Source organism: Phyllobacterium sp. SB3, from assembly GCF_040009165.1.
Taxonomy (GTDB): Bacteria; Pseudomonadota; Alphaproteobacteria; order Rhizobiales; family Rhizobiaceae; genus Phyllobacterium.
The window spans coordinates 272406-291825 of sequence record NZ_JBDYKI010000002.1; the positions used below are offsets into that span (position 1 = coordinate 272406).

Annotated in this window: 18 protein-coding genes and 1 pseudogene; 8 read left to right on the top strand and 11 right to left on the bottom strand. The window is 50.9% G+C overall.

What is annotated here, in order from left to right; all coding sequences use genetic code 11:
• The first annotated feature begins 13 nt into the window (after nucleotides 1-13).
• From ABKW30_RS07795 to ABKW30_RS07825, 7 genes are all read left to right on the top strand, one after another.
• Nucleotides 14-1012, top strand: a complete 999-nt coding sequence (locus ABKW30_RS07795) for a glycosyltransferase family 2 protein (protein WP_348598081.1) — start codon at nucleotides 14-16, stop codon at nucleotides 1010-1012.
• 162 nt (nucleotides 1013-1174) lie between these two features.
• Nucleotides 1175-1957 (top strand): glycoside hydrolase family 16 protein, encoded by a 783-nt coding sequence (locus ABKW30_RS07800; RefSeq protein ID WP_348598083.1) that lies wholly within the window; start codon nucleotides 1175-1177, stop codon nucleotides 1955-1957.
• A 47-nt stretch (nucleotides 1958-2004) separates the two neighbouring features.
• Nucleotides 2005-3165 carry a glycosyltransferase gene (locus ABKW30_RS07805; RefSeq protein WP_348598085.1) on the top strand — a complete coding sequence of 387 codons (1161 nt, stop codon included), beginning with the start codon at nucleotides 2005-2007 and terminating at the stop codon, nucleotides 3163-3165.
• Nucleotides 3166-3197: 32 nt separating this feature from the next.
• Nucleotides 3198-4211: a glycosyltransferase family 2 protein gene (locus ABKW30_RS07810; protein WP_348598087.1), complete on the top strand. Its 1014-nt coding sequence runs from the start codon at nucleotides 3198-3200 to the stop codon at nucleotides 4209-4211.
• Complete coding sequence (locus ABKW30_RS07815) at nucleotides 4201-5160, top strand: glycosyltransferase family 2 protein (protein WP_348598089.1); 960 nt, start codon at nucleotides 4201-4203, stop codon at nucleotides 5158-5160. Before ABKW30_RS07810 ends, ABKW30_RS07815 begins: the two co-directional genes overlap by 11 nt.
• On the top strand, nucleotides 5150-6124 hold the full coding sequence (locus ABKW30_RS07820) for a glycosyltransferase family 2 protein (protein ID WP_348598090.1): 975 nt from the start codon (nucleotides 5150-5152) through the stop codon (nucleotides 6122-6124). Before ABKW30_RS07815 ends, ABKW30_RS07820 begins: the two co-directional genes overlap by 11 nt.
• Before the next feature lie 123 nt (nucleotides 6125-6247).
• Nucleotides 6248-8608 carry a polysaccharide biosynthesis tyrosine autokinase gene (locus tag ABKW30_RS07825; RefSeq protein ID WP_348598092.1) on the top strand — a complete coding sequence of 787 codons (2361 nt, stop codon included), beginning with the start codon at nucleotides 6248-6250 and terminating at the stop codon, nucleotides 8606-8608.
• 5 nt (nucleotides 8609-8613) lie between these two features.
• Here ABKW30_RS07825 and ABKW30_RS07830 read toward each other — a convergent pair whose 3' ends face one another.
• Together ABKW30_RS07830 and ABKW30_RS07835 are read right to left on the bottom strand one after the other, a co-directional pair.
• Nucleotides 8614-9414 (bottom strand): metallophosphoesterase, encoded by an 801-nt coding sequence (locus ABKW30_RS07830; RefSeq protein ID WP_348598094.1) that lies wholly within the window; start codon nucleotides 9412-9414, stop codon nucleotides 8614-8616.
• A 55-nt stretch (nucleotides 9415-9469) separates the two neighbouring features.
• Nucleotides 9470-10711 (bottom strand): alpha-hydroxy acid oxidase, encoded by a 1242-nt coding sequence (locus ABKW30_RS07835; protein ID WP_348598096.1) that lies wholly within the window; start codon nucleotides 10709-10711, stop codon nucleotides 9470-9472.
• An 837-nt stretch (nucleotides 10712-11548) separates the two neighbouring features.
• On the opposite strand from ABKW30_RS07835, the gene ABKW30_RS07840 reads away from it, so the two are divergent.
• A complete protein-coding gene (locus tag ABKW30_RS07840) occupies nucleotides 11549-13213 on the top strand; it encodes an AMP-binding protein (protein ID WP_348598098.1) in 1665 nt (554 codons plus the stop codon).
• Here ABKW30_RS07840 and ABKW30_RS07845 read toward each other — a convergent pair.
• From ABKW30_RS07845 to ABKW30_RS07885, 9 genes and pseudogenes are all read right to left on the bottom strand, one after another.
• On the bottom strand, nucleotides 13204-13461 hold the full coding sequence (locus tag ABKW30_RS07845) for an acyl carrier protein (protein WP_348598100.1): 258 nt from the start codon (nucleotides 13459-13461) through the stop codon (nucleotides 13204-13206). The two genes, ABKW30_RS07840 and ABKW30_RS07845, sit on opposite strands and share 10 nt — an antisense overlap.
• Complete coding sequence (locus ABKW30_RS07850) at nucleotides 13461-14084, bottom strand: hypothetical protein (RefSeq protein ID WP_348598102.1); 624 nt, start codon at nucleotides 14082-14084, stop codon at nucleotides 13461-13463. Before ABKW30_RS07850 ends, ABKW30_RS07845 begins: the two co-directional genes overlap by 1 nt.
• Nucleotides 14085-14556: 472 nt before the next feature.
• Nucleotides 14557-14700, bottom strand: a pseudogene (locus ABKW30_RS07855) (branched-chain amino acid ABC transporter permease); the annotation flags it as partial.
• Nucleotides 14701-14873: 173 nt separating this feature from the next.
• A complete protein-coding gene (locus ABKW30_RS07860; RefSeq protein WP_348598103.1) occupies nucleotides 14874-15791 on the bottom strand; it encodes an MBL fold metallo-hydrolase in 918 nt (305 codons plus the stop codon).
• Nucleotides 15792-16211: 420 nt separating this feature from the next.
• Nucleotides 16212-16514 (bottom strand): PAAR domain-containing protein, encoded by a 303-nt coding sequence (locus ABKW30_RS07865; RefSeq protein ID WP_348598105.1) that lies wholly within the window; start codon nucleotides 16512-16514, stop codon nucleotides 16212-16214.
• Nucleotides 16515-16562: 48 nt separating this feature from the next.
• On the bottom strand, nucleotides 16563-17222 hold the full coding sequence (locus ABKW30_RS07870; protein WP_348598106.1) for a GAD-like domain-containing protein: 660 nt from the start codon (nucleotides 17220-17222) through the stop codon (nucleotides 16563-16565).
• 36 nt (nucleotides 17223-17258) lie between these two features.
• Nucleotides 17259-17936: a polymorphic toxin type 15 domain-containing protein gene (locus tag ABKW30_RS07875; RefSeq protein WP_348598108.1), complete on the bottom strand. Its 678-nt coding sequence runs from the start codon at nucleotides 17934-17936 to the stop codon at nucleotides 17259-17261.
• Nucleotides 17937-18125: 189 nt separating this feature from the next.
• Nucleotides 18126-18497 carry a PAS domain-containing protein gene (locus ABKW30_RS07880; RefSeq protein ID WP_348598979.1) on the bottom strand — a complete coding sequence of 124 codons (372 nt, stop codon included), beginning with the start codon at nucleotides 18495-18497 and terminating at the stop codon, nucleotides 18126-18128.
• On the bottom strand, nucleotides 18394-18723 hold the full coding sequence (locus ABKW30_RS07885; protein WP_348599018.1) for a hypothetical protein: 330 nt from the start codon (nucleotides 18721-18723) through the stop codon (nucleotides 18394-18396). The genes ABKW30_RS07880 and ABKW30_RS07885 overlap by 104 nt, the downstream gene beginning before the upstream one ends.
• Nucleotides 18724-19420: the final 697 nt, after the last annotated feature.

The window sequence follows — 19420 nt, forward strand, 5'->3', positions numbered from 1 at the left end:
CTGATGCGTTGAGATGGTAGACGGAGTGTGTACTGTAATCGCTGCGCGAAATGCCTCTCCAACGATTGCACGAGCTATTCGTTCAGCCCTGCGCGATTCCTTCGTGGAAGAAGTCGTGATTATCGACGACGCATCCCATGATAATACCGCCGAAGTCGCACGCCAATGTGATGACGGGACGAGACGTTTGAAAGTAATTCGATTTGAAACCAACAGGGGTCCGGCCGCGGCTCGTAATCACGCCTTTGAGTGCTCAAGAGCGCCCGTGATAAGTATCCTTGATGCAGACGACTTTTTCATTGATGGCAGATTGTCAAAAATGATGCCGATCGACGGTTGGGATATCATTGCCGATAATATCGCATTCATTGACGAACGCGACGGCGATACATTCGATTGCGAAGCGGTTGCCGCATTCGACGGCCTGATATGGCAGCTGGACCTCGCCACCTTCGCCAGGCGCAATATCAGCAGACGTGGTGCACGGCGCGGTGAACTCGGTTTTCTCAAGCCTCTCATCCGAAGGGAGTTCCTCGAAAAACACCAACTCCGATACAACGAACGACTGCGCTTGGGTGAAGACTACGACTTATATGCACGCGCGTTGGCGGCGGGGGCTGTCTTTTATCTGACGAACAATTGTGGTTACGCGGCGGTTATCCGTGCAGATTCGCTCAGTGGACAGCATTCAACTGAAGACCTGGCTAACCTGGCAGCAGCGTCAAACGCCTTGTTGAGCGCAAACCTGCCGTCAGAGGCGGCCCGTGCCGTGCAAGAACATGCATCGCACGTGCGTGCCAAATACCTTCATCGAAGCTTTCTCGACACAAAATCTCGCAAGGGTTTGTCCGCGGCGGTGTTTGACGCACTAACTGATCCGCCCGGATTTGCCCGCACCGCGAGAGAAATATTTCTGGATAAGTTTGATGTGTTATCGCGAAGTTCAAAGCCCGGCTCGAACACAGCGCAAATAAGATATCTTTTCGAAAATGGCCAAATAAACAGCAATTAACTAAATTTGATCACGAGAATCTCAATCGATGTAATTATCACGCCGGGTAGCTCAATCTTTCCCGCATAGACTACACTGACGCTTGTTCGAAATCACGGGATAACAACCCGGTTTGATGAAGTACATCTATCTGTTCGTACTTTCAGATGAAGAAAGCGTGTGATGAAGTATCTGCGTGTCAGTTATATTATGATCATCCTCACGATCGGGGCGTCAGCTGCGACCGCTGCATCATCGTCCGAAAAGCCCGGCGGTTCGTTCGTCGAAACCTTCACAGAGCTAAATTCAGATCGCTGGTATGTGTCTGATGGATGGACTAACGGCGATCACCAAAACTGTGTCTGGTCGGCCGAACAGGTCGCAGTCAGCGAGGGTGTACTGACGCTTGGTTTTGCAGAAGAAACGACCAGGGAACGCAAGTACGTCTGCGGAGAAATTCAGACGAATGCACGGTTCGGGTACGGAACTTTCGAGGCCAGAGTGCGAACCGTAGCTGGCTCAGGTTTCAACACCAGTTTTTTCACCTATATCGGGCCGGCCCATGAGCAACCGTGGGACGAGATCGATTTTGAGTTCTTGGGAAAGAACACGTCGCAGGTTCAGCTCAACGCCTATGTTGACGGGAAAGGCGGAAACGAGAAGCTCGTGGACCTTCCCCAAAAGGCTGATCTTGAATTTCACGACATTGCCTTCGTGTGGGAGAAAGACCGCATCAGGTATTATATCGACCAGAAACTCGTCCATACCATCACCAGCCCGGCCGCCTTGCCCAGCCATCCTCAAAAAATCTACCTGAGCCTTTGGGCAAGTGACACGCTGACAACCTGGCTTGGTGCCTTTGCACAACCCAAAGCGCCGGTGGCAGCACACTTCACCCGTGTGGCTTACACGGCGTTGGGTAAGCCCTGTCAGTTTCCAGATTCCATAGCCTGCGAGAGAAACTAGCCCATCAGTATTCACTTTACACCAACAAAACCGACAAGGACTGAAAGTTGCATATTCTGTATCTCGTTCACGATCTTTGCGATCCTGCGGTTAACCGGCGGGTGAAGATGCTTCGTGCCGGAGGTGCAACGGTGACTCTTGCAGGATTTTCACGAAGCAATGACCCCGGGCAAGAGTTGGAACGGACCGGGGCCGCAATCAATCTTGGCCTGACCAGGAACGGCGATTTCGGTCAAAGAATGATTGCAGTTGCCAAGGCGATGCTGTCATTGGGACGGACGTTCCGACATATTGAACGACCAGACCTGATACTTGCCAGAAATTTGGAGATGCTGGCCCTTGCGAACCGCGTCTCACGCACCTGGAAGACGCCGCTTGCCTATGAAAGCCTCGACATCCATCGTTTGCTTCTGAGAAAAGACCCGGTGGGAGCCATGCTGCGTGGAGTTGAGCGTTTGCTGGCCAATCAGGTGCGGTTTCTGGTTACGTCATCTCCAGCTTTTGTCAAAAATTATTTCAAGCCCTATCGGATTATCGACGCGCCAGTAATATTGATCGAAAACAAGGTCTATGGTGCTCCGGCAAGTCAGTCTCCCGAGATGGTGAGACGGCTATCGAAACCATGGCAGATTGGCTGGTTCGGGGCTTTACGATGCAGGCGTTCCCTTGAAATGCTTGCATCCTTCACGCGCGAAATGGACGGTGAGGTTGAAGTCGTTTTGCGGGGACGACCGTCTTTGAACGAATTTTCGGATTTTGAAGGATTTGTTAAAAACGAACCCTTCATTCGTTTTTGCGGACCCTACCGAAATCCGGAGGATCTTCGCGGAATCTATGAAGCGGTGGATTTCGCATGGACAATCGATTTTTTCGAAGCAGGTCAAAATTCGGATTGGCTCCTTCCCAACAGGCTTTATGAGAGCTGCCTTTACGGAGTCGTGCCGATTGCCCTGACCGGAACGCAAACTGCTTCGTATCTCCAGCAGAGAAATATGGGCCTGATTCTTGATGACGCCACGCCAGAAGCGCTGTCGGCAATGTTCAGTTATCTGGACCAGGCAATTTATACAGAAGCTCGAACACGTATTGTGCTGCAACCAAAAAATAGCTGGCAGTACTCAAGTACTGATTGCGTCGAGTTCGTGGAGCAATTCCGCCAATTGGCAATGCAAAATCAAACTCATGTTTTTAGTCAACAAATCGCCTGAACTCCCGGACAGGCAACACTGAAGGACGGTACATGGATTCTCGACTTAGTGCGCCATCAGGCCGATCTGCAATGATTGTCATTCCATGCTTGAATGAGGCGAAATACATCGCAGCACTGATTGAAAAGATCGATAAAGATGCGTTGCGCCTCGGTATGAAAATAATTGTCGTCGACGGTGGCAGCAGCGACGGTACACAGGAAATCGTTTCTGATCTTGCGCAACGAAATACAAGGCTGATCCTGTTACACAACCGCAAACGATTTCAAAGCGCTGGTGTCAATTTGGCTGTCGCAAGATATGGCGACCGGCACGATTATATTATCAGGGTAGACGCGCACGGTTACTATCCAGATGATTACTGTGCAACCCTTCTTCAGGAAATTGAGCAGACGGGTGCCGACAGTGTCGTGGTGGCCATGGCGACTGTGGGAACAGGGACCTTTCAAAAAGCCACCGCGATGGCGCAAAACTCAAAACTCGGAAACGGCGGGGCGAAGCACCGGATTGGTGCGTCCGGACATTGGACGGATCACGGGCACCACGCAATTATGACCGTCAGCGCATTTCAGGCTGTTCATGGTTATGATGAGACATTTGCACACAATGAAGATGCTGAATTCGATTGCCGGTTGAGCAGTGCGGGATATCGGATCTGGATGACAGAAAAAACCCATATGGTTTACTATCCCCGCGCCGCTGCATGGCCCCTGTTCTGTCAGTACCTTGGCTATGGTCGTGGCAGAGCAAAGAATCTGGTGAAACACCGGATGATACCGAAAATTCGGCAGGCTATCCCTCTCTTTGTCATGCCTGCAGTGACTATGGCTCTGTTGGCACCTGTTCACTGGTCAGCAGCGGTTCCTGCTGTTTCATGGATTGGAGTGTGTCTCACTTATGGGCTGTGGCTTTCGCTACGAGAGCGCAGTCCGTATGGCATGCTTGCTGCTCTGTCGGCAATGATTATGCATTTGGCTTGGTCTACAGGCTTCTGGTTGCAACTGACGCGGATTTCGCAGGTTCCGGTGCCAAATCATGAACCATAAGAAAGTGTTTCTCAACGACCCCCTCAAAGTCACAGTATGTATCTGCACGTATCAGCGTCCTCAGATCGCGGCAACGTTACGCTCGATCGACAGGTCCACCGGGATTGAGAACTGCCAGGTTGATATCCTGGTCGCCGACAATGACCTGGAGCCAAGCGCCAAAAATCTCGTTAAGTCAGTCGCCGGGGAATTGTCGATGAACGTCCGCTACATCCACGCGCCTTCTTCGAATATTTCGCTTGCCCGCAATGCATGTCTCAATGCCACAGATGGTGACTACGTGGCTTTCATCGATGATGACGAAACTGCTTCTCCTGGATGGCTGTCGAATTTGCTTCTGGAGGCACGCTCAAACGCATCCGATGCTGTCCTTGGTCCGGTCAGGGCAGTCTATGGACCCTATGCGCCGCAGTGGATGGTTAATGGTCGATTTCATGACACGCATCCGGTGTGGGTAAGAAATGAAATCCGTGCCGGATATACCTGTAATGTACTCATTGCTCTTCATTCACCAGCAGTCAAAGGTCGTCGCTTCAATCTTGCCCTCGGGCGTACCGGAGGGGAAGACACCAATTTCTTCCACAATGTCTGGAAATCGGGGGGACGAATTGGGTACGCACCAAACGCGTGGGTTGAGGAAATAGTACCAGGTGATCGCGCCAGTTTCCGCTGGTTGCGCGATCGCCGGTTTCGGTTTGGCCAAACGCATGCCGACATTGCAGGCGAAAGAAAAGGACGGATACGGCTGGTCATGCAAATCATGCTTGCAAGTGCAAAAGCTGCATACAGTTTCATTGTAGCCTTCATCATGGCCTTTTCGCCGGTGCGTCGAAACAAATGGCTGTTGCGGGCAATCATGCACGCGGGCGTAGTCAGCCGGTTGGCAGGTATGCGTACGCTTGAATCATACGGTGCACCGGGCAGGGGAGATGAGTGCAATGCGTCCTGACGTCACCGTCGTCATAGCTGCGTTCAACGCGGAAAAGACCATCGTACGCGCCGTCAACAGTGCTTTGGCACAACTCGAGGTCGGTATTGAGGTTATCGTCATAGATGATCGTTCGACCGATGACACAGCCAGATTGGTCACTTCGACTTGGCCAGACAGGGTCAGATTGATCCAGATGAAGAATAACAGTGGTCCGGGGGCGGCGCGAAACGCCGGGATAGCTGAGGCCCATGGACACTGGATTGCGATCCTTGATGCCGACGACGAAATGCTGGTCGGCAGATTGAAAGCGATGGTAGAATGCGGGAACTGCACCGGGGCTGATGTTATTGTTGATGATATCCAGGTCGCCGACCGAAATGATCAGTCGCTATATTCCATGTTTGCCGGCAGATTGGAAAAGATGTCGAGACTGACGCTGCCTGCCTTTATAGATTCCAATCGGATATTCAGCCAAAAATTCAACTATGGGTATCTAAAGCCAGCTTTTCGTTGCGACTTTTTGCGTAAGCATAGCCTTAGATATAATGAGAATCTTCGCATTGGCGAAGACTACCTTTTCTTGGCCTCAGTGCTGGCATGCGGCGCAAAATGTTCGATCTTGCCTGTTGCAGGATACCGCTACAACATTACGGCAGGCTCGATTTCTCGTGTGCTTGACCGCCAACACGTCTTGGCAATGCTTGAAAGCGACAGTGCTTTCGTTTCGAGTTTCAATCTGGACGAAAAGGCGCAGCTCGCGCAGGCGCGCAGAACTCTCAACTTAAAGGAAGTTCTCAATTTCTTGACCCTGGTAGATGATATCAAGCAGAAAAATATGAGAGCGATTGCCAGGATGGCATGGAAAAATCCGCGCGTGTTTCGTTTTCTTTACTTACCGGTACTTGTCAGATCGCAACGTGCCATAATCCATATCCGGCATTTAGTTCGATCAGGCAAAGTCGATATCAGGACGTCGCCATGACAGACTGCTGCGACACTGAACAACTGATCTACGGGCGTTTGGCGGACAGGTTAATCCCGCCCGCAACCGATGTATCCAGCTTCACTACTCGTCTGATAACGAAAAAGAAAAATTGGCGGTAACATGCATCAGATAAATATTCCCGTATCGAGCCGAATGGACGCGAAGGTTAAGTCCGAACACGATCAAGCCGACGAGAACTTCATCGATCTCGAACGTTTGCTTACCATCGCAAAGCGTCAGGCGAGAGTCGTCATTGCCGCCGCTCTCGCAGGATTATTGATTGGAGCCGTTTATATCGTCATGGCGAAGCCGCACTATACTGCGGCGACCAGCATTCTTCTGGATGACACATTGGGAAAGTTTGCTGACGACGTCTCGCCGGCTCCGTCCAATATGCAATCGGACACAACGATACTCAGCCAGATAGCTATCCTGAGATCTGCCGAACTTGCCACCAAGGTAGCGATCAAAGAAAAATTGGACGAGAACGTTTTCTTTATGAACCCACCGCAATCACTCGCGTTGAGATTGAAGTCTGCCGTGAGAACAATTGTCGGTTTGTTCGGAGGGGGGATGGGCTCGAATGTCGACTTGGACGATAAGGCGGCCCGGATAGGATACGCCGCTTCGCTGCTTCAAGAGGGCTTGTACGTCGAACGTCAAGGCCGCAGTTTTGTGATAGATCTTACCTATACATCCGGAGACGCCGCGCTTGCCGGGAAGTTGGCGAAAGCCTATGCGGATGTCTATCTCTCGGATCAACTTGACGCCAATTACGACGCAACAGAACGCGCAACAATCTGGCTTCAGTCACGACTGACAAACTTGAAGGAAAGTTCCCAGGCAGCAGCCCTTGAAGCTGAACGCTTCCGGGCAGCGAACGGCCTGACCTCTGCGAAGGGAGCTCTGGTTTCCGAACAGCAGCTTTCGGATCTCAACAGTCAACTGATTTTGGCACAAGCTGATACGGCTCGCTCCCGAGCTCTCTACGGCCAATTCAAATCAATCGTAGACTCAGGTCCTGAGAAGGCCGTGACAAACGCTTCTGTTCTTTCTGAACAATCCGGTACATCTGTCATAGAAACCCTGAGAACCCGCTATTTGACTGTCAGTAAACGGGAGCAGGAAATTGTTTCTCATTTTGGCGAGAACCATGCACAGGCAGTAACCCTGCGCTCTGAGAAACAGGAAATAGCGCGTCAGATATTCCAGGAACTGAAACAACTGACAGAAAGTTACCGCAATCAATTTGAAGTTGCGCAATCACGGGAAACTTCACTGCGTGAGGGGCTTGGCAAGGTGACGGGTGAAACTTCGGTTGCCAATGAAGCGCTGGTTCATCTAAAGGAACTGGAACAGAATTCGGAAGCTTTAAGCAACTTGTACCGCACCTATCTTACCCGTTTTCAGGAAGCATCCCAGCAACAGTCGTTTCCAATTGCCAAAGCTCGCATCATTTCCATCGCCACGATGCCCAGTGCTCCATCAAGCCCGAACAGGACAATGGTACTGGCCCTGGCCTTGGTGCTCGGAGTGCTGACCGGAATGGGCATCGGAGCGGTGCGCGAATTTCGTGAGCGATTCTTCCGTGTAGGCGATGATGTCAGGTCGCTGCTGGGGTTGAAATTCCTTGGATATGTGCCAAGTTTCGAGGGGCCACCGAATGAGAGAAAATCAACGCGTTGGGAGCTTTCCACGGCGAGTGTCCCCGCTTCGACTGCACCGCCGGTGAATGTCACGCGAATGGCAGTAGAAAATCCCTCTTCGGTTTTTGCCGAAACTCTCAGGAATGCCAAAATTGCTGCTGACGTGGTGCTGCAAGGACATAAGAGTAAGGTGCTGGGTATTATTTCAGTTCTGCCCCATGAAGGTAAATCGACCGTAGCGGCAAACCTGGCTCTGCAACTTTCCGCGAAGGGGGCTTCTACGCTTTTGATCGATGCGGATTTGCGCAACCCTGGACTAACGCGATCATTCTCCTTCACTCCACAACGCGGCCTTGTACAGGCGGTCCTTGGCGATCAGCCCTGGCAATCAATGTTAAAGATAGACAGGCGAACCAAACTCGCTATTCTGCCGGCGGTGTTACATAAGCATTTCCAATATACCAGTGAGCTCCTGTCCAGTGAGGCGATGGAGAAACTGCTTAATGAGGCCAGAAGCTCTTTTGAGTACATAATTGTTGATCTGCCGCCACTTGGACCCGTTGTGGATGCCAAAGCGTTTGCGCCTTTTGTCGACGGTTTTGTCATGGTTGCACACTGGGGTAACACACCGCGCGCGCTGGTAAGATCGGTGTTGCAGGCAGAGACGCATATTCTGCCGAAAGTGCTTGGTATAATTCTGAATCGAACCGACATGAAGGAACTATCCAAGTATACATCGTTTGGAAGTTCCGAGCACTTCATGGAGCGATACAGTAACTACTACCTTGATCAGGCGATCCCGAAACCAAAGCCTGCAGCACATGAAAGCATATAGCTGTCTCACGTGCCCAAAATCGTTCCGGTCCTCTTCCAGATGCGCAGAGCAGTGAGCTTTCCGGTGTAATACGCACCCGTGTCAATGTTAAGTCGCCTTCCTTGACGATCGGGCGTCACTACAGGCGTATGTCCGTGAATCACCCAGTACTTCAGAAGGCGCGTTTCATTGAAAAAATCCTCCCGAATAAAAACAAAATCCTCATCACGCTGGTCTTGAAAGGGAATGGCCGGCCGGACACCCGCGTGGACGAAAACGAAGTTGTCCGCCTTCACAACAATGGGCATCGATCGCAAGAAATCGATATGATGAACCGGCAGGTTATTACGGATGTATTGATCAAGATGCTTGGCCTTCGGATAGATTTTCTTCAAATGCGCGATGTCTATGCCGTATGAGTCCAGAGTTGCATCGCCGCCTATCTGGATCCAGGTTGAAAGAGCAAGTTTTCGGTCAAAATAATCGACCATAGCCATGTCATGATTGCCCGTTAGGCAAATCCGCTCAAAACCACCTTTGCACGGCGACATCAGGTGTTCCAAAACCTGTGCTGAAGCAGGCCCTTTATCAATATAGTCGCCCAGCATTACGATGATTTTTTTACCCATCAGCCGCCTGGCATCAGAGTAAATAATTTTTTCCAAGGTCAGCAGTTCATGCAAACAGCCGTGGACGTCACCGACCACGTACACCGCGGCATCGGCAATGCTTATGTCCAGTCGGGAACGTCGCCTCGTGGCTTTAAGTGAATTGTGCCCAAAATGCTGGAATACGGCACGAAATCTGTTCCAGACAGGTGCTGCCAATCCCCTAACTCCCGAACAACAACACACAAAATCCGCACAATTCAAACAATCGGATCTAGCCTGGTACTTTAAATCCACACAGCAAATCCGATGACAAATCACCGATTTGAGTGACTCCGAGAAGCGCCATATCCTGATGAATTTCATTCGACAACAAATCGATTGCCTTGGCAACTCCGAACTGACCACCTACGCTTGCAGCGTAGAGAAAGGGGCGCCCAACGAAAACAAAGTCAGCTCCCGAAACCAGTGCCTTTAAGACATCGGTGCCCCGGCGAATACCACCATCCATCATGATAGTCATTGTCGAGCCTGCGGCCGTCTTGATTCCGGGCAAGACTCTAAGAGGCGCGAGCGTTCCATCAAGCTGGCGGCCTCCGTGATTGGAAATAATGATCCCGTCAACCCCGATTGACGCAGCACGGACGGCATCCTCGGGCCTCATAATTCCCTTCACGACCAGAATCCCTTTCCAGCGTTTGCGAATCTGTTCGAGATGAGACCAGTTCAAATGGTCGCGTTTGCTGAAATCTCGCGATACATTCCTGGATATTATCGGTGCGCCACGTGTTGCAAAGGAGTTTTCAAAATGAGGAACGCCATGATTCAGCAAGGTTCTGGCAAGCGTTTTCACGCTCCAGGATGGATGTGTAAGCCCCTGCCATAATAAGCGGGCGCTCGGGCGCAAGGGCGTTGAAAATCCGGCACGAACGTTGTTTTCACGGCTGGGAAGTGTTGCCACGTCTACAGTAATTACAAGCGTCTGGAATCCGGCGGTTTCAATTCTGTCCAGCAACGCGTCAATTCGCGACGGTTCACCTGGAAGATAGGCCTGAAACCAGCTGGTGGTGGGCGCGGCATTTGCGACCTCTTCCAGGGGAATAAGGGAGGACCCACTCATTATCATCGGAATATTTGCCGTTTGCGCGGCGGCTGCGAGCACAACATCGCCCCGATACGCCATCATTGCACTAATTCCCATGGGAGCAATTCCAAAGGGTGCTGCGAATGTCTGTCCGAAAAGTTTTGTTCGCTGATGTCTGGCGGACACGTCAACGAGCACGCGAGGGCGAAAACCCAACTCGGCAAATGCTTGCGTATTGTCGGCCAGGGACAGGTTGGTTTCACTCGCACCGGCTATGTAACCGAAAAGGGGCCGGGGTAGATGACGTTGCGCGAGGGCTTCAAAATCAGCAAGACACAAGACTTTACCAAGGCGACGACGTGTAGAGCGTGTTGCGGCAACAGGCTTTTCTTGAAGCAACGGTCTCGTCGCAGTTGATAAAGCTTCTATCATAGCACGGCCCACTCCAATCACCATATTGAGAAATAGTATATAAACCGGGATGAATATTGACATTGACCGGGCAGGCCAATCGCCCTCGGCATTCAACGACAATTGCAGCGTACAGGATGAGGGACAAAATGTAATAAATACTATGATTAAAATATTCTGTAATTTGTAAGTAAATTGATTGGGTTGAGTCAGATCCGCGATTGAAGCAAGTTACGTGACGGGAACAGTGACTATATTCCCTTGGTTCTGAAAGATTGTTTGGGAGTAGTGTTTCCTGCGTTGCTCTCGGTTGCCATTGTTTGCGCGTAATCTAGTCGGGCGTGCCAGCTGTCACATATCAGCATAGACGTGTAGGTAACTTGAGTATGGAGATTTCACCTCGCGATAAGCGCATCGATGAGCTCGTTGAGCTGGTTCTCCGCGACAACCCACGTGCATCAAGATTGGTTCATCTCATATCGCTTGCCAAGCAGGTTGATCCACACATGCAGATGGCGGAGATAAGAATAGCGTGGTCTCAGTTCAACAATTTTCACCGCACCCCACGTCTCGGTCGAAGTCCCCTTAAATAAGATGCGTGACCAATGAGCGATCGGGCCGACCCCTCAGAAGTAATGTATTAAAATAATACCAATTATCTATAGAAACAAAACAATTCATTTTATAGAATAACTCATGATATCACTTGCTGTTATACATAAAAAGATGGTGTTGCCAAATAATTGAATTTACGTTCAAAACAATAACCTTGGCAGGTCTTTAACTTATCAAATTATACGTCTTCTAAAGAAACGAATAGTTGCAAACCGTCTTCCTCACATATGTGGTTGTAGAATAATGACTGATAATCTTGCGAAACCCCTTTATCAATATGCCTCTGTTCAGCCCAAGGCGATTGCTATCTCTGCAGGCGGGGAGGCCTGGTCTTATGCCGAAACGGCAAGAGTTGCTGCTGCGCTCGCAAACAGGTTTGCAAGAGTTCGCAAGAGTGGCCGAATTGGAATTCTTGCTTCAAGAAGCATAGCTGCCTGCCTTGGCATCCTTGGTGCCGTATGGGCAGGACTAACCTATGTGCCATTGAGTTTGAAATTACCCGAGGAACGACTGATCGAGCTACTGAAAACACTTGACCTGGACGCAATTGTTGTCGATCAACGTGGCGCTCGAATGATGTCGACTTCAGTCGCAGAATATCTGCCCACGCTGTTAATTCTTTCGGCGGACGCCAAACCATCAACCACAATCACCGGCCCAAATGTAGTGTACCTGTCGGATGTAAGCGAAACGGTTGAAGGAAAGCCTGCCCCAATAGATGCGGATAACGTTGCCTATATTGAATTCACATCCGGAACCACCGGAAAGCCGAAAGGGGTGATGGTTCCGGCGCTTGCCGTTAATAATTATCTCAAGGTAATGCAGGTCTGGAGTGGTATTAACCCCGCTGACCGAGCCGCGGAAACTTGCGATATCACCTTCGACCTTTCGGTCCATAACATGTTTTTGACGTGGCATGGCGGGGCATCACTGTATATCATGTCTGCCATACAAATGTTGCAGCCTTCGCGTTTCATACGAGATAACGCTATCACATGCTGGTTGTCCGTACCTTCAATTATAAGCATCATGCGCAAATCAAACATGCTTAAGCCTGCTTCCTTATGCAGCTTGCGGATTTCCATGTTTTGTGGCGAGCCTTTGCCAGCCGGGGCTGCGCAATCATGGCTCGAGGCTGCACCAAACAGTCGTGTAGAGAACATATATGGGCCCACCGAAGCCACCATTGCCTGTCTGAGGCAGGTGGTCGAGACACCGATTGCTGTCACAGCAGAGAGAGGCATCGTAGCAATTGGATCCGCGTTCCCGGGAATGCGCGCTGCAATATTTGATCAACAGCAACGACGGGTGGGGAGGGGCGTGCCGGGCGAGATCGCTCTCTCCGGAGTTCAGTTGGCCAAGGGATATTTTGGACAGGCACACCTCACGCAGGAACGCTTTCCTGTGATCGACGGAACTCAATGGTACCTGACGGGCGACCTCGGCGTCGAAGACGAAAATGGAATTTTTCATCATCTCGGCCGACTCGACAATCAGATTAAAATTATGGGCAATCGGGTGGAACTTGAAGAAATTGAAATGCACTTGCGTGCTGCAAGCAAGTCAGACGAAGTTGCAGCCGTCGCATGGCCCATTGAGCATGGATCAGCCACAGGCATTGTTGCGTTCGTAGCATGCACAGAATTGTCATCCAAAGAAATCCAGGCAACCATGGCTGGAAAGGTCGCAAGTTATATGATGCCTTCCAGATTTCATCTGATGGATGCATTACCACTTAACGGAAACGGAAAGGTCGATCGATCAGCGCTTGCGGGATTGCTTTCACAAGGATTTGTGGGGGAGCAGAAGGAAAAGATTATATTACAATCCGCACACGAACGCGTACTCTTGGCCTCATCACTTCACAAAAGCTCCAATCTTGACAAGGCACCCGCGCTTCAAGGCTGATTCTCGTAATAGAACGATACGAAATCTCCGAATGTTTGAGGCTCGAAAGGCGTTATTGCGTAAGCGAACGGGTCCCACTCAATGCTTTCCTGCAGCCTTGCCATGAGAATAGAAAAGCCTAGTGAATCGAGTCCGGTGTCATAAAGCATAGTGTCGTCTTCCGGTTTCTCCAGATGCGCGCCGCTTTTTGGGGCGACGACGAACGTGTATTCCGATAATATTATTTCCCTGACAGAAGATCTTTCCATTAAATACCACCGGATGTCGAATTGCATTCCAAGTTACTTTTGCAGATCTCAGGTTCCATATCGGGCCTGGCCAATATAGATCGACTTAGAACTCTGGGCGGCGATGCCATTACAGTGGAGTTTGATTTAATATCGGTAAGGATAACGACGTTAGGACCGATATTCACATCATCTCCAATCGTCACTTTGCCGATGATCACTGCTCCAACTCCGAAGTCGACGCGATTTCCAATCATTGGAGCATGTTCGCGGCCGGTCTCCCCCCTTTGCAACCCGCCAATACCAAGGGTAACACCCTGGCGGATAACACAGTCATCGCCAATCGTTGCATATTCATGAACAACTATGCCACTTTGATGCCCGATATGAAGCCGCCTCCCAATATTGGCAGTATAGTATAACTCGATACCATAGTAGTTTCTGACAAAGCGTGCCAGGAAAAGATGGATGGCCGAGAAACATGCTCTGACCGGATAACTGCGGCGGCTGCGGGCCCATGTCCCGTAACGATAGACGGCCAAGGCCCGAAATCCAGGCAGGGTTAAGTCTTTTCGGTGATTGATGAAGTCTTCCTTGATCAAGGCACGAAGACCCAACTCGGCAATCAATTCGTTCTTGTACATTACCGCCCCTTGCTTATCGTTCATTTGTACGCGAACGATTTCAGCAGTCTAGAAAACCCCATTGGCAACCCTAACATTCCACGTCCAACATACGAACTTATAAATAAGCATTAGATCACGAAATTTATGTATGAAACAAAACCGCTACGTTAAATTGGCCTTGCCGCCAGCTCTTTTACTTGCGCTAAGAAATGTAAAAACATCTCCACTAAGCTTTTATATTTAGCAGAACCTTCGTTGCGATTATTGTTTTTGCATGGTCCGACATGCTTGTGAGGAAGTACGCACGGCTCGCCCCTTGCGCAGCTCAACCCCAAACCAAAAGTTTGGGGGATTTTTTAAACGGTCCAATCTATGGAATGATGTAAGAAACCAATCAAAACTATGCCTGGTGGAGATAATAGTTGCCAGAGATGTCTAGGTAAAATTGATTATCCGTGATGCAGACTGTGTGTTCATCCGCGGATCGACTCTACAGCCGAAGTCTCAGCTTGGCGTTTATCTCGCCGACAACACCTCTTCGGAAGAGCAGGATAACAAGAACGAAAAGCGCTCCCTGGATAACCGTCACCCAGGCGCCGATGAACGGGCCGTAAATCGTACCGATTCCACCGACCTGCCACCAATCGCCAGCCTGAATTGGTTTATTTGGTTTGCCATTCTGGAGCCATTACCCACTGGGTCTTCCGCACTGGCAAGTGGCTGATCGCGGGGAGGCCTTCACGGCACCAGGGCGCGGGCCATTGAAGTGAAAGAAACGCGCCCTGGTGCAACCAACCTGTTGAGCAGTCAGTAATCCCAAAAGACAGGGACCCAACGGAAAGCTTTGCCGGCAAGAGCCACCCGACCGACTGAAGGAAATGGCAGGTGAGTGGCCACCAGCAGTTCACCGGTCGTCGCCAGCTCACGCAAAAGTTCAATGCGGACGCGAGCGGCATCTTCCGGGTCGTGCTCAAAGCCGTTGTGCCAATCTGGCTGGTCAAAACCAACAGGAAATACTGCGTCACCGGCAAACGTCAGTCCTTCCCCGCCAGACGCTACACGGATCACGCAGTGTCCGGGCGTATGTCCACCAGTACGACGGGCTACTACCCCTGGTGCCAACTCATACTCGTCATCGAACAGCCGAAGCTGGCTGCGGTATTCATTCAAGAACCGCTTGGCAGTCGCCCGAAGCGCGTCGGGGAATCCCTCTGGCATTTTAGTGTGTGAGAAATCCGGTGCTTCCCAGAACTTGACCTCCGCAGCCGCCACATGGATTTTCAGGTCAGAACGCAGTTGGTCTTTCACGCCCTCGACGAGAAGTCCGCCGATGTGATCCATATGCAAGTGGGTAAGCACCACGTCGGTCACGGATGCAAGATCGATTTCCGCGGCCTCCAGTCGCTTGACCAACTGGCCAGCCCGCGGCAGGTGCAGGTCCGGGTCCAGGCCCAGTCCAGCATCGACAAGAATGGTTTGCTTGCCGCTACGCACCACTACTGCGTTAAGTGGCCAGTCGAAGGCGTCCGGCGGCAGGAACATGTCCTTCATCCAGGTCGCCCGAACCACCGGATCAGCGTTGTGGCCCATCATCGCTGTTGGGAGCGGCAGAACACCGTCGCTGATTATAAGCACGTCTATATCTCCGACTCGCTGCGCGTAACGTGATGGCACCAGCTCATCGGGACCCGATCCACTCGGTTGTGGGGTATATTCTATGTTCATCTTAGCCTCCTTTTGGCCGCCGCATTACACACGACATAGGCAACGCTAGGTCGAGGCCTGTCCGGGGTCAATTTGGGTTGAGAGGTAGTATGGGCCATACTTCGGTATGGGTTGAATCACCACCATGGAGGGAAAATGTGGGTAGGTGAGGGGTGGAAAGCCATATAAGACATTGAAATATAATGGTATTTTTCTTAAAATGCTTCGGGCAGCACTTGTTATCAATAAAATGGAAAAAAGCTGCCGCTGGAGTGAAGTCTTTTATGACTGTTTAACGAGTTTTCACTCCCGCTGCATTGACCGTGCATCCGACCCAACAGCTTCCAAAAGATCATTAAGCCTCGCTCTTAAACAAAGCGCGACACGGACAGCTATTGATGAATAACTATCGAGAACAAAGCGATATTAGTTGACTGGCATCTATTCGAACGTCAACCAATTCACGCCTTGGATTAGTTTTCCACCATGCTCACAGCTATCTGTGATGCGTGCGATCTTCCGACCATTTATCTTCGCCACGGAAGAACCGCCGGTGATGGCGGCTGTTGTCGGCACCCCACTGCAGAGGCATTTGGAACCAACCGTTGCCATCGGAATGCCATTGACCTTGACGAAGTTCTGGGTTGTTGAAATTACCGGTCCACCGACATGGGGTTTTGGCCCCGGATCAACCATGGGGCAAGTATGCATATGGCCTTTTAATGAAACAGCGCTACCAGGCATGATTGTTAAAACTCCAACGTGTTTGATGATATCCCTATCCCTCAGTTTTCATCCGGGTGGTTGGGAATAGTCCCTTAACTGGATTTCACCGAGCTGTGACAAAAGGCTCATATGCTCAAATGCGCTGTAGATGACTAGATTTTTTAAAATGGGCGACCCGCCCAGCGCTAAGGCTGGTTTGAAACCATAAATGTTGTCCAGTGGCAAACTTCCAAGCTTTGCTAGCGTACGCTTGAATAGTGGCTTTCCATTCTCATCATTTTCATCGTTGGCTTTGGCGTCCAGACTATTGAGAGCGCTCGCTATGACAATGTCAGCGTCGTACTTTTCCGCATTTTTATTGGAAAAATATTTACACGACATTTCCAAGTTCACCAGATCGACCTTGATAGTGAAAAACTCTCTATGCCAAAGCAGTAGTCTGCCAAAGGCAGAAAACCCAACCGGGCAAATCAGTTTGGGGTCAAAATCCGCATCGCCTTCAAATATCTGATCGACTAGAGGCTGGTAGCTCGCAGGGTCGCAAAACTGGAAATAGCCGTCAAGAACCCTTCCATATCCACACTCCTTCCAAAACTCGAGCAAGGAAGGGGGCACAACATCCTGGTAAGCAGTAATGTCTGGATCGGTTGGCAATGGCTGATGGGCATAACCCTCCGGCCGACCAAAGCGCTCAACGATAAATTGGAAATTATCATTCAGTGCCATGTTTGTGTCCTTCGGTTGCCGTATCGGAAAAGTGTATCATACGCCATAGCCATTGCTCCCATCACCGACTCCCGGCTCAACCTTGACTGGAGAATCCGGTTCGGCCCCGCCATCTTTTTTCCCGCTCTTGTCAGGGCAAATTTCAAGCTTGACATTGGTTTTCTTACCTTGCCTCTTTGCATCGTTTGCATGTTCCTTCAAGGCATCAAGGCGGCTGTCCTTGCCCCATTGCGATCCGATGGAACGGTTGACAGAGCGATTGCCCATACCGCTGTTTCTAGACGAGAATGTACCATCACCTCCAGCGCCCAAATCAGGTGTATGAATGGCATCGAGAGTACTCGCTTCCCGGGCAGCCTCAGCCTCGGCTGCACTGAGTGCTTCTTTAGCCTTCTTACCTTTCGAAAGGTTTTTTGCATTCAAGTCAGCGGTGCGTTCTTCCAGAAACTTGTCTCTGATGTTTTGCCTTGCTCGCGCATCACCTGGTCCACGTCCTACATTGGCATAATTATCTAGGTTTTCGACCAACTTCTCGGGAGGGATTTCGTTAATCGCGTCTTGCTGTTCTTTTAACTGATCCGCAAACTCTTTTGTTTTTTTCTCATCACTGCCTTTCGGCGGTGTAAAGCACTTTATCTTGGCGCAAGTTGCACAGGGTATTGCTGCTTCAGTTGCCTTCGTCTCTGCTTCGGCATTGACGTCTGCCTGCTCCATTTGGTTGGCGATCCATCCGGCTGCTGCACGACCCGCCAATTTACCAGCTTGAGAGCCTAGAGCCCGGCCTATGTATCCGCAAACAGGCCCGCACAGCAATGTACCCAATCCGGCACCCCCGGCACCGCCAACAATACTGCCGCCGGTTCCCAGTACGGTCTCCAATGCCCCGCTCACGACCCGACCCCATTATCGCTCGATTACCTTCGCCACCCGAACTGCTTCGCTGCCGGATTCGTTGAAGGAGTCGGACGCCATCGTCATCGGCTGCTCTTTATCCGTCATCAGATCGTTGATGTCGACGCTCACGCCATATTCCGGCGTTGTACGGATATCGACCCAGGAATAGCTGCCATCGGGCTGACGCCGCCGATATTTCATGACTTGCGGCACCCCTGTCCAGAATGCGCGGGCAGCGGCCTGTGTCGCCGCGTGCCTGTCATCCGGATGAATGAGTTCAAGAGATTCGGGCGTTTCGCACCCAACATTCCAGAGGGAGGCAGGGCTGATTGCTCGTCCGAGCAACGCGTTGATGTACCAGGCTGTCGACACCGGCAACACTGTTTGCAACAATGATACCGATGCAGAAGGCCAGAACGAAGAACGCTGCCCACGACAACAGAAGATCTCGCGCACTGCCCGCAGCAAACATCGCTGCAAGCAGCAAGAAGGCAAAAGCGATCCCCAAGCTCACATAAAGCTTCGGAATTGTCCGGTCGCGTACATAGAGAAATGAAACAGCAGCCGGCGCCAACAGGCCGAAAGGCGTGTCTGCTATCCACGCCACGGCCACTCCGGTCATAGATGTCAAGATTGCAAGCGATGAGCGTTTCGGAGGGAACAGGGCCATTATGCTCAGTTGCTCTAGCCGGACCAGCCAAACCCGGACCGGCATGTACGTCGCGTGGCAATGGACATTAATATTCGGGTATTTACGCTCATAATCCGGCCCATCCCATCATGTCTTATAATCCCCACGCCCGCGCAGGGACCAGGCATTCCTGTGATTATAGTTTATCCGGGATCAAGCAAGAAAACACCTATTCTCGAGTATAGGTGCTGCCGCTGGCAGGACGTCTTCATCTCTGGCTTTCGTGATAAATGGCGACTTCCACGCCCATCCATGAAGGATGAATAGATGGGCTGCAGCTCTCTGCCCGCTTCACCAATGACACAATATTCATGAACGGATATCTCGTTCGCTTTTACGCTGGAGTCAGCGTTAATTTCAAAATCTCGGTCTGCTGGCGGTTTTTCGGACACGAGGTCAAGCGAACCCGGATTTCAAAAACGTTCGAGCCGAGATACTCACCTAACTTGAACTTCCTATCGTCCGAACACTCTGACTTTTGCTGTGTACCATGTAACCTATCAACCTTTTCAAGGAGCCAAATTTGGCACCAACCGTGTACCAGATTCAATTGCGGCTGTTGTCCGATTTTTTAACAACGCTGTACCGTTGAGATGTACCGTAACGTGTGTTC